This is a genomic window from Desulfopila inferna (assembly GCF_016919005.1).
Taxonomy (GTDB): Bacteria; Desulfobacterota; Desulfobulbia; order Desulfobulbales; family Desulfocapsaceae; genus Desulfopila_A; species Desulfopila_A inferna.
Genome location: NZ_JAFFQE010000002.1, coordinates 547,424 through 560,956, shown reverse-complemented (window position 1 = coordinate 560,956; position 13,533 = coordinate 547,424). Strand labels below are relative to the sequence as shown.

Below are 13,533 nucleotides of genomic sequence, written 5' to 3'. Positions count from 1 at the left end.
GAACTGTCTGCATTGAAAGAACTTCAATAATTCTCCGGATAAGAGATTTTAGCTTCAGGGGATTAGTGATACCCGTTAAATTATTAAAGTCCTCTCAATACAGACAGCACCGGCTTAATCAACCGCCAGAAAACTGTGTTTTTCTTCCAAAGGTTCGATATTGCCGTTAACCTCGACATACCTTTTGTTATTCTGATCTATATAGGCCATTGCCAATGATCTTCCTGCCGGCCCTCCCGGGAAGGGAGTATTGACTATAAAACCACGACCTATCGGCCGAAAATTCTGCTTTTGCTGATTCTTCATATTTCCTTACTGTCGATACAATCTAAAAACATGTTTGAACAATTACCTGTCAGAAAGGTTGTTGCAGTAAATATACCAGATGGCAATATTTCGTCTTGAGAAGATGATTTTTGACCGGAAATCCTGTGTATGTTTGATAAGAATCTAAAATAACAAACATTTATATTGTTAAGAATGACTGTTCCAATTCTGGATATCAATCTTCCTTTGAAGACCCAGCCGGCGAAAAACGTAAACGTAGTTTCCTTAACGAATATATAAACAAAGAGGCCGGGTCCTCTTCGCCAAAAAAGTATCCTGCCGGCAATGTACTCCGCAAAACTGGCGGCATCTTTTGTCCGTTTCTCTGAATTGTGGTTGATTATACTGTAAATAAAGACAATTTTATCAAAATTGCCTTTTGACAATTGTACCGTACTCCATTATGATGCCTCCACATAAAGTAGGGCATCTCAAATCTTTACGTCGGATACCCGCGTGTCTCCGATGCTCATCAACTACTGTAAATAGGGTTTACATATGTCCTTTGATCACTCTCCGTATTCCCTGTCTTCCAGAAAAAGCCTGGCGGTTCTGAGGCAGCAGTACCTTCAGCTCGCTTCTTCCTGGGCTATGGAAGACTACAGAGCCTTTGTCACCTTTCATACGCGGATGCTGCCCAAGCTGATGAATGTTGAAAGATGCACGATCTACATTATTGATATCGGCAGCAACCGCATTTGTTCCATATACGGAACCGGCTTGAGTGAGACGCAGATTGAAGCCCCTCTGGATGGCAGTCTGGTGGGCCGGGTTATAAGTACCGGGAGAAGCCTTATTGAGAATAATCTTGAAGCTCATAGCGGCTTCCATGAATATATAGCCGAACAGACTGGTTATATCAGCAGGAATATGATCTGTTCACCCATCAAGAGCATGAGTGGTAACGGTGTTTCCGGTGCGATTCAGCTCCTGAATAAAAATGATAACAGCGGCTTTGGTGAAGACGATCTTGCTCAGCTTGAAGAGGTGGCCCATTATCTGTCGATCTCGATCGAGGCCATAGTTCTTAATAAAGAGATACTGAGAATTGCAGATTATCTTGATCAGGAGGTGGATCGGCTGGATCAGTATTCTGTGCGCGGTTCCGTCTTTATCGCGGAGAGCCCGGCAATGCGAGAGGTCCTGGATCTCGTGCGCGTCGTCGGCGCCACCCCGATAAATGTGGTTATTCAGGGAGAGAATGGGACGGGCAAGGAACTTATTGCCAGAATGGTTCATGAAAAAGCCGGCCTTCGCAAGCAGCCGTTTGTCGCCGTCAATTGCGCCTGTATCCCGGAAAATCTCGTGGAAACGGAATTTTTTGGTCATGAAAAGGGCGCCTTTACCGGAGCGGACAGCCCCAGGAAAGGACGTTTTGAAGAGGCCGAAGAAGGCACTCTTTTTCTGGACGAAATCGCCGAGATGCCTCTGCAGATTCAACCGAAGTTTCTGCGGGCCATCCAGGAGGGGGAGGGAACCAGGCTCGGCAGCAGCAAAGTTGTCAAATACAATTTTCGGCTGATAAGTGCCACCAATAAGGATCTGTCGGCGGAAGTGAAGAGCGGAAATTTTCGTGAAGATCTCTTCTTCCGTTTGTTTTCCGTGGAAATCCTGGTTCCGCCGCTGCGGGAGCGGAAGGAAGATATTTTGCCCCTGGCTATTCACTTTCTGGAAGAAACCAATAAACTTTTCAGTAAGAATATCAGTGGCTTTTCCCAGGAGATACTTGATCTTTTCGAGAAATACAGCTGGCCTGGCAATGTCCGTCAGTTGCGCAAGGAAGTAGAGAGGCTGGTAGCCCTGACTACTGACGGAGAGCTTATCGTCCCCGATAATTGCTCACGAGAGCTGGCATCGTTTTATACATCCGGAGCTTTTGGGGCGGTGGAGAAGGGCTTGGAACTGAGCATACCCGATCAAGTGAAAATGTTAGAGGTAGAGCTAATCGAAAGGGCCATGAAAAAGGCAGCGGGTAATAAATCGAAGGCTGCCGGGCTATTGAAAATAACCCGGCAGGGGCTCCTCAAGAAGATAAAGAGGTACGGTGTCGAACTTCATTGATCCGGCAGAGTTGAAGGCTGCCAGGTGGAGAGAAAGAGGCCAAAGGAATCATATCGGAGCGGTAATGGTAAATCCAGCCGAGGTTCGGGGCGTTCGCTGAAGATGAGATCGTCGACTTCTGCCGAAACGCTGCCGTCTTCTGTTTGGATCAGCCCTAATTGAACAAGTCTTACAAAATGGGGCGTCAGCGAAGAGGTATCAGAGGCGAGGATGCCGGAAATCTCGGCAACCGTCTTTTTTCCATCGATTAAAAGCAGTACTTTCAGGTCCCTTCGGGTAAAGACAGTCATGCCGAAGTCATATTTGTCTTTTCTGTGATAAACTGCATCCGAAAACCTGGTCATGGTTGAGCTCATTGTCTTCTCCTGGTTAAATTATCGACATGTCACGCACTGCATTATCTGTGCCGGAATGACAGTTGGTGAAGCTCCAAGTTGAGGTGCTCATTCTGAATAATGCGAAATTTCAATGGAAGACATCAATAGAATAACTTGTTGCGGGATGCAAGGTTTGTATGCTACTAAATAAAGAGTTCTTTTTTACCATGTCGTCATTGTTGAATTCTTACCGTCGTTACAATGGATTGTTCGGGGGAGAGATCCCAAAGGTTAATTACAAAGTGGAGGGAATAATGCGCTATCTTAAAGGATTTATGTTCGGCTGTACCCTGCTTTTATCTTCAACAACCCTGGTATTTGCAGATACCGGTGATACCTTGAAGGACGTCAAGTCCAAAGGGTATATTCAGGTTGGAGTTAACGGAGATCTTTTCGGCTTCGGCAAGGCGGATCAGAAAGGTGAATGGAAAGGACTCGATGTCGATACGGCACGGGCTGTAGCCGTGGCGATCTTTGGAGATTATAAAGATAAAGTTCGTTACACTCCGCTGACCGCAAAAACCAGATTTACCGCACTGCAGTCCAAAGAAATAGATCTTTTAACCCGTAACGCCACGCAGACATTAAGCCGGGACACTGCTCTGGGTTTGGATTTTGTCCAGGTGAACTACTATGACGGGCAAGGCTTCATGATACCCAAAGCCCTGGGTGTGAAAAGTGCTCATGAGCTGGACGGCGCCACGGTCTGTGTTCTTCCCGGGACCACAACTGAACAGAATGCCGCTGATTTTTTCCGCTCCAACGATATGGAGTGGAAGACCGTAACGATTGAATCAACAGCCGAGCTTTCTCAGGCATTCTTCGCCGGCCGTTGCGACGTGATGACCTCGGATGCCTCTCAGCTCGCCGGGATCAGGGCCAGTGCTCCGCAACCTGATCAATATACGATTCTGCCCGAAATCATTTCCAAGGAACCTCTCGCTCCGGCTGTCCGCCATGGCGATAACCAGTGGAAAGATATCGTCAATTACGCCGTCTTGGCGATGATCAATGCCGAAGAGCTGGGCATCAATTCTGAAAATGTCGATGAAATGCTGAAGAGCAACAATCCTAAAATTCAGCGCTTTCTCGGAGTTACCCCGGGAAACGGTGAAGCCCTTGGTCTCGATGAAAAGTTCGCCTACAATATCATCAAAAAAGTCGGCAACTATGGTGAAGTCTTTGAGCGCAATGTCGGAGTAAACACACCTCTTGGAATTGAGCGCGGTCTAAACGCACTCTGGACAAATGGTGGGCTTATGTACTCTCCTCCTTTCAAGTAAGATGGACCCGTTTCTCCAGAGTCCATCCAGTTAATTTAGATCACTTTTTACGATATTATCAAGTAAGAAGTTTGAACCTATCGAGGGTAACATGAGGTAAAGAAAAAAAACCCATTCTGAACCACTGCAGGTGTTTCATTCGGAATGGGTTTTTTTTTGTAATTTCGATACATTTGTCTCTAACCCAGCTGAGCTGGACTCTTTACAGTACCCCCTGAGGGGTATAAGAACCTTTAGACAGAATATTTTCTTGCAAAAAACAAGAAAACAACCTGTAAGTTACTAACCCAGCTGAGCTGGATAAGTACCTTGGATATAGAGGGCAATTCGCAGTTATCAAATACTTATTCCTTTTCTTGTTTTTTCTGACAGTTTTTAAGGAGTAAGGTACTAAAGCAGAAGTACCGGCGCTGCTGGGAAAAGTTATTTTCTCCGCCTCAGCCGGTGTGTCGTTTGACCGGAGCCTGTGCCGTTTTTCAGGCTCAAATGATCTTTTCTCAGCAAAAAAAATCTGTGTGGCTCAATGGCTGAAACGAATATTACTCCTTTGAAGAAGGTTTATTTCTGGAATGATGAAAAAACCAGAGGCATCCTTTATCAGATTATTACAGCGATGATAGTGGCCTTCGTCGGCTATTATCTTATTTCCAATGTCCAGGAGAATATGGCGAGGCAATCCATCGCCAGTGGTTTTGGTTTTGTGGAGCGTGAAGCTGCCTTCGAAATAGGCGAGAGTCCCATCGAATATTCGGCTGCGGACTCGTATGGCAGAGCTCTGGTGGTCGGTCTTCTCAATACGCTGAAAGTATCGGTGGTCGGCATGCTGCTGACTACGGTGCTGGGAACTCTTGTCGGCGTCTTCTCCCTTTCCAAGAACTGGCTTCTGGCGAAGCTGGGGACGTATTATGTTGAATTATTCCAGAACATTCCGGTACTGCTTCAGCTGTTTTTTTTCTATGCCCTTTTTTATGAAGCGTTTCCAGGTCCTCGCCAGGCACTGAATCCAATTCCGGGGGTGCTTATTTCCAACCGCGGAATCGATTTGGCGGTCCCGATGGACAATCCGGTCTGGTCATATATGGTGATCGGCCTTCTGGTGGCGGTTGTCCTGGTGATCTTTATCACCCGCTGGGCCAGAAAGCGCCAGGAGATGACCGGACAGCAATTTCCCGCAGGTCTGACAGGAGCCGGTATTATACTCGGGATTCCCCTTCTGGTCTGGATTATCGGAGGTGCCCCAACTGAGATGGATATGCCGGTAATGAAAGGATTTAATATCCAAGGCGGGTTGAATGTCAGTCCTGAATTTGCCGCGCTGCTTGTCGGCCTGGTGCTCTACACCGCGGCATTTGTGGCGCAGATTGTCCGGGCCGGAATACAGTCGATCAGCAGCGGGCAGACGGAAGCGGCTATGTCCATTGGCCTGAAACCGAAACATGTTATGTTCCGGGTCATTTTTCCCCAGGCATTGCGGGTAATCGTACCGCCACTGACCAGCCAGCTTCTCAATTTGACGAAAAACAGCTCTCTGGCGGTGGCAATCGGCTATCCTGATTTCGTCCAGGTTGCCGGAACCACAATTAACCAGACCGGACAGGCAGTGGAAGGAGTTGCCTTGATGATGCTGGTGTACCTGACCCTGAGTCTGCTGACTTCGGCATTCATGAACTGGTACAACAAGAAAATTGCAATTGTTGAACGGTAAATATGAGCACACATCCTGAAGTTGAAACAATCAAGCCGCCCCTGACCAACATAGGTGCTCTGGGCTGGGTCAGAAAAAACCTTTTTGGCGGATTTTTTAATTCCCTGGCAACCATACTGATATTTCTTGCTCTGGTTAAAGTAGTACCGCAGTTTGTGCAGTGGGCCTTTATCGACAGTGTCTGGTTCACCTCGGGACAGGAATGTCATCAGGCCGAAGGGGCCTGCTGGTCGGTGGTAACTCAGAATATCAGGTTTAATATCTTCGGGTATTATCCATATGAGCACCAGTGGCGTCCATTGTTGGCCATGATCATTCTTGTTTCCATGCTGATCTACAGCAGGGACTGGAAAAAATGGAGCAAAACGCTCGGCTATTTCTGGCTTGTGGCTTTATTCGTCATGGGCCTCCTGATGAAAGGCGGCCTCTTCGGCCTGGTTTCAGTCGAAACTACAAAATGGAGCGGACTGCCGCTGACTCTGCTGCTCTCCTTTTTTGGTATCCTGGCCTCATACCCACTGGGGGTCGTTCTGGCCCTTGGCAGGCAATCCACCTTGCCGGTGATTAAAGCATTCTGTGTTGTCTATATCGAATTGATCAGAGGTGTTCCGCTTATTACTCTGCTGTTTATGTCGTCGGTGATGTTTCCCCTGTTTTTGCCGGAAGGGGTTACCATTGACAAGGTTCTGCGAGCTCAGGTTGCCATAATCATGTTTACCGCAGCGTATATAGCCGAAGTTGTTCGCGGTGGGTTGCAGTCTCTCAATAAGGGGCAATACGAGGCTGCCGAATCGCTTGGTCTGAATTACTGGCAGAAAATGCGCCTGGTCATTCTGCCCCAGGCCTTGAAGATCGTGATTCCGCCATCCGTGGGGATTTTAATTTCTGCATTTAAAGATACTTCGCTCGTGGTGATCATCGCTCTCTACGATATACTTAACACCACCAAATCCATTCTTAATGTACCTGAATGGACCGGTTTCAGTACCGAAGCATACATTTTTGTGGCCGCTATTTATTATTTATGCTGTTTCTCGATGTCTACATACAGCAGAAGGATCGAAAGGGAGCTTGAGTATAAAAATGTTGCCGCAAAATAAGTGAGTTCGAAAAACGGAAATAGATACTTTGAAAACTAAAATTTGATATATGGCTGAAAAAATTTCAGACGTCAAATGCTGGAAGCTGGGAAATTAGCGCCTGTACAACGGACGGAAATTATTTTAGACGCCTTTAAAGAAGATAAACTCGTAAAAACCAAAAAATAGGGATGGCTAAGTAAAAAACTTCATATGCTAGGCGCGCAAAATTTACATTATTTCGGCGTACTAGAGTACATCGAAATAATGTAAATTCTGCAGCAACGACGCAGATAAAGAGTTTTTACGACGCCATCAAGGAAAAGATCCATGAAAAACAGGCAGCATGCAGACGCATCCAGTGATGGCGGGGCCATCATTGAAATAGTTGAGATGCACAAATGGTTTGATGAGTTCCATGTCCTCAAAAACATTAATCTTCAGGTGCAGCCTCAGGAGAGAATCGTGGTTTGCGGTCCTTCCGGGTCCGGGAAATCAACGATGATCAGGTGTATCAACCGGCTGGAAGAGCATCAGCGTGGCCGTATTATCGTCAACGGTACTGAGTTGACCAGAGATTTAAAGGACATCGAAAAGGTGCGGGCTGAAGTGGGCATGGTTTTTCAACACTTTAACCTCTTTCCTCACCTGACTATCCTGGAGAATCTTACCCTCGGTCCTATCTGGGTGAGAAAGACCCCGAAAAGAGAAGCCGAAGAGCTGGCCATGCATTATCTGGAGATGGTTCATATTCCCGAGCAGGCCAATAAGTATCCAGGGCAGGTCTCCGGCGGTCAGCAGCAGCGTGTGGCCATAGCTCGAAGCCTTTGCATGAAGCCGAAAATCATGCTCTTTGATGAACCGACTTCTGCACTTGATCCGGAAATGATCAAAGAAGTTTTAGATGTTATGGTTGATCTGGCGGATGAGGGAATGACCATGATCGTCGTCACTCATGAGATGGGTTTTGCCAAGACTGTGGCCGACAGAGTAATTTTTATGGATTACGGAGAAATTGTGGAAGAGAATGAACCCAATGCCTTTTTTGATAATCCGCAGCACGAGCGAACCAAGCTCTTTCTCAGCCAGATTCTCTAGGGGCCTGTCGGAGAAAGCACTTTCTCGGAGTCTTCACTTACCGCCCATCTCGGCATTGTTTTCAGAAAATCAATGCTCGCAGGTAGCGAAGACTCCGATATCATGTACTGACCTGATCTGAGAAAAAATTGCAATTCTCCGACACACTCCTGGGAAGTTCTGTTCAGCCAACCTCAAGCAGAGACTGCAGGGAGGTTAATTCTAATAGAAGGGAAAAAAACATGCGGTGCCCGAAATGTAATCACATTCAAGCAAAAGCATCCGAATGTCGCCAATGCGGTCTGATCTTTGCCAAGTATAAAACCTTCCAAAAACGCAAGCAGGAACTGACGGAGAAAAAAGCGGCGGATAGGTCCGGGATTGGTAAATACACGCAAATACTGGGTCTGATCGTTGTTGTGGCAGCAACTACATATTATTTCACCAGACCGGACACGGGCGCGGTTCAGAGTGAAGGTGTAAGGCTGCAGAGTCCGCTAACAGCAGAGCAGCAGAGCACGCAGAAAACGGCAGTGGAGCAGCAGGCTTCTTCGCAAGCGGCAGTGATGCAGCAGCCATCCTCGCAGCCGAATGGAAGATCACCCGTTGAATATGCCCGCGAGGCCACAGTATCCATTGAAACACCGTGGGGAACAGGATCGGGCTTCTTTATAGCGAAAAATTACATTGTCACCAATAAACATGTGGTGCAATTCAATGAGGATGAGTTCAGGGAAATACAGGAAAAGTTACAGACAAGCAGAAAAATAATCGATCTAGAGGAGCAGAAACTTGCCGAGTTTCGCAGGCGAATGAAAAAAATGCCTGCCGGTCCGGGAAAAAGCCAGCTTGAAATACTTATCAGAGAACGGGAAAAGTATCTTGCTGAAGTTATACAGCAGCAGCAGGAAGGCGAAGAACGTCTGGCCAAGCTGGAAAAAGATTCCGCCGCCCCGCAGATAAAAATCATACTTTCCAATGGAGATGAACACCAGGCCGGCTACATGCTGTCCAGTTCGAAGTATGATCTTGCTTTGCTGGCGCTGTTTGCTCACGACGGTCATCAATTGAAGAGGCCGCCCAGCGGCATGTCCATCCGGCAGGGAGATAAGGTTTATACGGTGGGCAGCCCCGTGGGTTTGCGACATACAGTGACGGCTGGAGTCTTTAGCGGATATCGTCAAAGAGAGATGGATGATCAGGTATTTCTGCAGACTGATGCGGCCATAAACCCAGGCAACAGCGGTGGCCCGCTTATCGATGAAAACGGTTTTGTGCATGGAGTCAACACTATGATTCTCAGGGACACCGAGGGAATCGGTTTTGCCATACCTATCGAGAAGGTTTTTGAGGAATTCAGTTCCACTCTGATGTGATTCGTTCGCAAGGGCGATATTCAGTGGATCTCTTCAAATATTGATTTCTCTACGTTTTTTACCACATTATCAGGATGGAATACCCTGCCGTTCATGACGATATAAATACCCTCTCCAAGTGTCTGGACCGCCCCGACGGCGCAGGCTATATTGAAAGATGCATCACTGGATTTAAAGCGAGCCGGGGACATGGAGCCGGTGAGCACCACAACCTTGCCCTTGATGGTTTGTAGGTGTCTGGCAGTAGTAACCATGGTATCCGTGCCATGGGTCAGGATGATATGGCGACCGGGGTCATTGTCGATGGCAGTATAAATACGGTCACGGTCCTCATCGGTCAGATCGAGACTGTCTTTTTGTAGAATGACCTTGCTTTCAAACTCGAAGGTGACATTGCCGTCGCGCAGGATTTCCTCAAGAACCGGTTCCCCTACCTGATATTGACTCTTGGCATCAAAATAAATCTTATCAATGGTGCCGCCGGCTGTATAAAAAATTATTTTCATAAGAATACATTGTGAATAGAGAAAATTTATGAATTCTATAGTGGTCCGTTTCAGAAATTGCTATTATTTTTTTAAGCATAGCACGTTGGAGATCTATTGCCATTCAGGAATGAAAAAATCCCACAACTTCCCTTTGGAGTTCAATCCTTATTCTTGATCCCTGTACACCGGCAGTTATCAGAAAGACTGGTAAGATATATGTCTATCTCCTTGACAAGAGATATTGATTGCTCCCAGTTTGCCAGGCGGGCACAATCCTCCAGATCTTGAAACATTTGGCCTAGTGTGTGGCACCCATAAATTGCAGCAGCACCCTTATTGGCATGGCAAAGAAAAACCAGTTGATCGACATCACTTGATTTAATCGCGGTTATCAATTTTTCGTGCTCAGTGAACATTTTTTCCAGAAACAAAGGAATGAGTGGCAAAAGAGACGGCCGGACTTCCAAGGGAAACTTTTTCATAAGTTTCTTCTATTCTTCCACAACGCCCTTCTCTGGTAATTTATCTGCTTACTCCTGATGCCTCTCACGACCCGTTTTTCTTTTTAGTTATCCAGCTATCGAACTGGACAACCCCTTGCCGCAGCGCATATTTTATCAGATCAACCTGCTGCTTCAAGCCTAATTTTTCCATGATGTTGCGCCGGTGAGATTCGACTGTTTTGGCGCTGATATTAAGGCGCTGGGCGATTATTGGTATTTTCATTCCCTCTGCCAAAAGCTGCAGCACTTCCCGCTCCCTTGAGGTAAGCAGTGAGGTCGGTCTCTTGAAATCGGGTGGCGATATCCCGTCTTTGTAACAATGGATTACTAGATCAGCGACTTCTGGGCAAAGGTAGTAGTGACCTCTGTAGACCGTATGTATTGCCCTAATGAGTTCATCCACTGAACATGTCTTAAGAAGATATCCCCTTGCGCCTGCTTGAAGGGCACTGGACACATAGCGTTCTTCACTATGCACTGTGAGGACAATCAGGGCAATTTCCGGACTATGGCCGCTTATTAATTCGATAGCGTTAATGCCATTTAGTTGGGGCATGCCAATGTCTATTATGAGGATATCAGGTGCCAGCTTTTTGGCAAGATCAAAGGCCGCAAAACCATCTTCAGCCTCACCAATTACCGTGATATCAGGACAGGCCTGAAGAAGTGCTACAAGCCCTCTGCGTACAAGATTATGATCATCTGCCAATGCTATTTTGATATTCATTAGTAAGGTGTCCGAGGTACAGGTCTGGCTAAGTCGAATAATGAGGACTATCTTGTCGAAGGTCTCTTTGAGGTAAATTATTCAAACTGCACGGGAGTGTTTATTCGTTAGGCAATATGCAACTGATCAAAACTGCATCGTTTTGTCAACAAATATAAATTAAATGATATTGTTCTAAGTGTTTTCCTGAGATCAAATCAGGATTTAGCCTATAGCAATATTTGTCGTCATTCATTAAACACTAACGAAGGAATTGATCTATAAAGCTTAATTATAAATTCTTAAAAATGTGATGCGGGAGTGTAAGCCGCTTGGTTTTCTTGCCAGCTCGTGATTCCAGCTGAGCTACAGTGAGATTCAATATACTGAATGGAATAGGTGAAATCCTAAAGAACCAGCTGGAAAATAAAAAGAGACTGCCATATCAACTTCTGTTTTCCCGGCTGTGGAGGGGTAATCTCCCTTACCCCTCCATTTTTTCACCAGGATAAAAGTACCCTGACGACTTCCTTAAAACTGATAAAAAACGCGAAAGATCGAAGGAATAATAGATGCCGTCTACCTATAAATGTGAAAGTTTAATTATGTTTGAAGAATCAGGATATGGGAGGTTTAAGATCTGTCCTCAATGCGGCAATTACGTTTCACCAGAAACTGCCTATCAAAAGACAGCTATTTGTCAAGCGTCAGTCTGCAGGAAATGTAAAAAGGCGGTAGAGTATTGCAAGTGTAAATCTTCCGGAAAAGGAGATAATTGTCGTTGACATCTAAGTCTTTATTCAAACTATAGCTCTCTGCTCTAACGGTGCCGACAGAATTTCTCCCCTGAGCTAGCCGCTCTGCAGGCCGTTTTTCTCCAGCTGCCAGTCATCCCGCAGCTGAAATATCCCCTCGTGATTGGTTTTGTCGATATGGATCGGCGTCACCGAGACATATCCCTCCTTGACGGCATGGATATCTGTGTCGGTGGCTGAATCGGTATAGGGAGATCCTCCTCCAATCCAGAAGAGTTTGCGCCCCCAGGGATCGGTAGTTTCCTGGATAGCGTTGCGCCACATCCTCCTTCCCTGTCTGGTGACTCGTACGCCCTTGATTGCGGCTTCTGCAGGTATGTTGATGTTGAGAAGGGTATTTTCCGGAAGTCCTTTGCTGAGAGTCAACTTTGCCAGCTCTGCTGCAATTGCGGCGGCATAACGGTAGTCCGTGGTTTTCTCCGTCATGGAGACGGCCAGCGAAGGCACGGCATGCATTGTGCCTTCAAGTGCTGCGGAGACAGTTCCCGAGTAGGAGATGTCATCACCCAGATTAGGGCCATTGTTGATACCTGAAACAAGCAGATCAGGAACCGTTTTCAAAATCTTCTGGAGGGCCAGGGCGACGCAGTCGGTAGGGGTGCCGTCAATGGCGATTATATCGGTTTCCATATGTTTTACCCGAAGCGGACGGTGCATGGTCAGCGAGTGGGAGACCGCCGATTTATCACGGTCCGGCGCCACCATCATCACTCTGCCGATCTGTTGCAGTGCCTGGAAGAGTGCCCGTATACCATCACTGGTGAAACCATCGTCATTGGTAAGAAGGATTGTGGTCATGTTTCATGCTCCGGTTCATTCCCTGCATTGTGCCAGAATTCACTGACGATGGGATTGTGCATATTTTTGATTGTGGTACAGACTCCCACGGAGAAAGTCTGCAGTGCGGGACTAATCTGCAGAATTTTGACCTCCTCCTTCATGGGGCTTTTCAGAAGGACCAGTTCGGGGATGATGCCGACTCCGCAGCCCATACTGACCAGGGTAATAATAGCTTCATTTCCGGCAACCTGGGAATAAACATTGGGTACCACCCGCTTCTTGCGAAACCATGCCTCTGTCCGGCTTCTGCTCAGACCTCTTTCTGCTAAAATAAGAGGGGTTTTTTGCCAGTCAATGCTGCCGTTCCTGTAAGCTACGGTTTTGCCGGCATCTTTGGGTGCGATAAAGATAAGAGGTGTCTCGATGATTTTTTTAAAGGTCAGGCTCGCAGGAAGATCATCAGGTAAAGCGGCAATGCTGATGTCGGCCTCTCCGCTTTCGAGTCTGCCAAGGGCCATGGCCGCATCGCCTGTCTGCAGGTTGATGTGTACCCGGGGATGAGTGTTCCTGAATCGCTCCAGAATGGAGGGAAGAATGCTCAGAATTGCGGTGACGGAGCAGTATAGAGTAAGTTCACCGCGCAGTATACCATCACGGTTCAAATCGTTTTGCAGTTTGTTCCAGCTCTGCAGAACCTCGTCAGCGTAGGAAGCAAAGATCCTGCCGGAGCCGGTAAGGGTGACGGTGCGCTGATTTCTGGTGAAAAGCTTCTTGCCGAGTTCGTTCTCCAGCCGCTGGATGGTTCGGGTCAGTCCTGAAGGAGTGATGTTGCAGGCCTGACTGGTTTGACCGAAATGGAGTGTCCCGGTTAAATGCTTAAACAGTTTCAAATCTCTGATATTCAATATTCACGCCGGTGCAGGGAATTTTATGAAGGAATGTATTGCATATTATGC

13 protein-coding genes are annotated in these 13,533 nt (G+C 46.9%); 6 read left to right on the top strand and 7 right to left on the bottom strand.

The features are described from left to right. Positions 1 to 114 precede the first annotated feature (114 nt). Positions 115 to 306 carry a hypothetical protein gene (locus JWG88_RS06470; RefSeq protein WP_205232891.1) on the bottom strand — a complete coding sequence of 64 codons (192 nt, stop codon included), beginning with the start codon at positions 304 to 306 and terminating at the stop codon, positions 115 to 117. A 519-nt stretch (positions 307 to 825) separates the two neighbouring features. Here JWG88_RS06470 and JWG88_RS06465 point away from each other — a divergent pair. Beyond that, on the top strand, positions 826 to 2,388 hold the full coding sequence (locus JWG88_RS06465; RefSeq protein ID WP_205232890.1) for a sigma-54-dependent Fis family transcriptional regulator: 1,563 nt from the start codon (positions 826 to 828) through the stop codon (positions 2,386 to 2,388). Here JWG88_RS06465 and JWG88_RS06460 read toward each other — a convergent pair. Next, complete coding sequence (locus JWG88_RS06460; protein WP_205232889.1) at positions 2,382 to 2,744, bottom strand: hypothetical protein; 363 nt, start codon at positions 2,742 to 2,744, stop codon at positions 2,382 to 2,384. The genes JWG88_RS06465 and JWG88_RS06460 overlap by 7 nt on opposite strands. 296 nt (positions 2,745 to 3,040) lie before the next feature. On the opposite strand from JWG88_RS06460, the gene JWG88_RS06455 reads away from it, so the two are divergent. From JWG88_RS06455 to JWG88_RS06435, 5 genes are all read left to right on the top strand, one after another. Then, on the top strand, positions 3,041 to 4,048 hold the full coding sequence (locus JWG88_RS06455) for an amino acid ABC transporter substrate-binding protein (protein ID WP_371927047.1): 1,008 nt from the start codon (positions 3,041 to 3,043) through the stop codon (positions 4,046 to 4,048). Between the two features lie 523 nt (positions 4,049 to 4,571). After that, positions 4,572 to 5,753 carry an amino acid ABC transporter permease gene (locus tag JWG88_RS06450; RefSeq protein WP_205232887.1) on the top strand — a complete coding sequence of 394 codons (1,182 nt, stop codon included), beginning with the start codon at positions 4,572 to 4,574 and terminating at the stop codon, positions 5,751 to 5,753. 2 nt (positions 5,754 to 5,755) lie between these two features. Further along, entirely contained in the window at positions 5,756 to 6,853 is a 1,098-nt protein-coding gene (locus tag JWG88_RS06445; RefSeq protein ID WP_205232886.1) for an amino acid ABC transporter permease, read from the top strand. A gap of 372 nt (positions 6,854 to 7,225) precedes the next feature. Then, complete coding sequence (locus JWG88_RS06440; RefSeq protein WP_371927046.1) at positions 7,226 to 7,930, top strand: amino acid ABC transporter ATP-binding protein; 705 nt, start codon at positions 7,226 to 7,228, stop codon at positions 7,928 to 7,930. A 221-nt stretch (positions 7,931 to 8,151) separates the two neighbouring features. After that, positions 8,152 to 9,285: a trypsin-like peptidase domain-containing protein gene (locus JWG88_RS06435; RefSeq protein WP_205232884.1), complete on the top strand. Its 1,134-nt coding sequence runs from the start codon at positions 8,152 to 8,154 to the stop codon at positions 9,283 to 9,285. Between the two features lie 20 nt (positions 9,286 to 9,305). Here JWG88_RS06435 and JWG88_RS06430 read toward each other — a convergent pair whose 3' ends face one another. From JWG88_RS06430 to ilvY, 5 genes are all read right to left on the bottom strand, one after another. Next, entirely contained in the window at positions 9,306 to 9,791 is a 486-nt protein-coding gene (locus JWG88_RS06430) for an asparaginase domain-containing protein (RefSeq protein ID WP_205232883.1), read from the bottom strand. Positions 9,792 to 9,931: 140 nt separating this feature from the next. After that, on the bottom strand, positions 9,932 to 10,255 hold the full coding sequence (locus JWG88_RS06425; RefSeq protein WP_205232882.1) for an Hpt domain-containing protein: 324 nt from the start codon (positions 10,253 to 10,255) through the stop codon (positions 9,932 to 9,934). 64 nt (positions 10,256 to 10,319) lie between these two features. Beyond that, entirely contained in the window at positions 10,320 to 11,003 is a 684-nt protein-coding gene (locus JWG88_RS06420; RefSeq protein WP_205232881.1) for a response regulator, read from the bottom strand. Between the two features lie 830 nt (positions 11,004 to 11,833). Next, on the bottom strand, positions 11,834 to 12,595 hold the full coding sequence (gene surE / locus JWG88_RS06415; protein ID WP_205232880.1) for a 5'/3'-nucleotidase SurE: 762 nt from the start codon (positions 12,593 to 12,595) through the stop codon (positions 11,834 to 11,836). Further along, positions 12,592 to 13,482: an HTH-type transcriptional activator IlvY gene (gene ilvY / locus JWG88_RS06410; protein ID WP_205232879.1), complete on the bottom strand. Its 891-nt coding sequence runs from the start codon at positions 13,480 to 13,482 to the stop codon at positions 12,592 to 12,594. The genes surE and ilvY overlap by 4 nt, the downstream gene beginning before the upstream one ends. Positions 13,483 to 13,533: the final 51 nt, after the last annotated feature.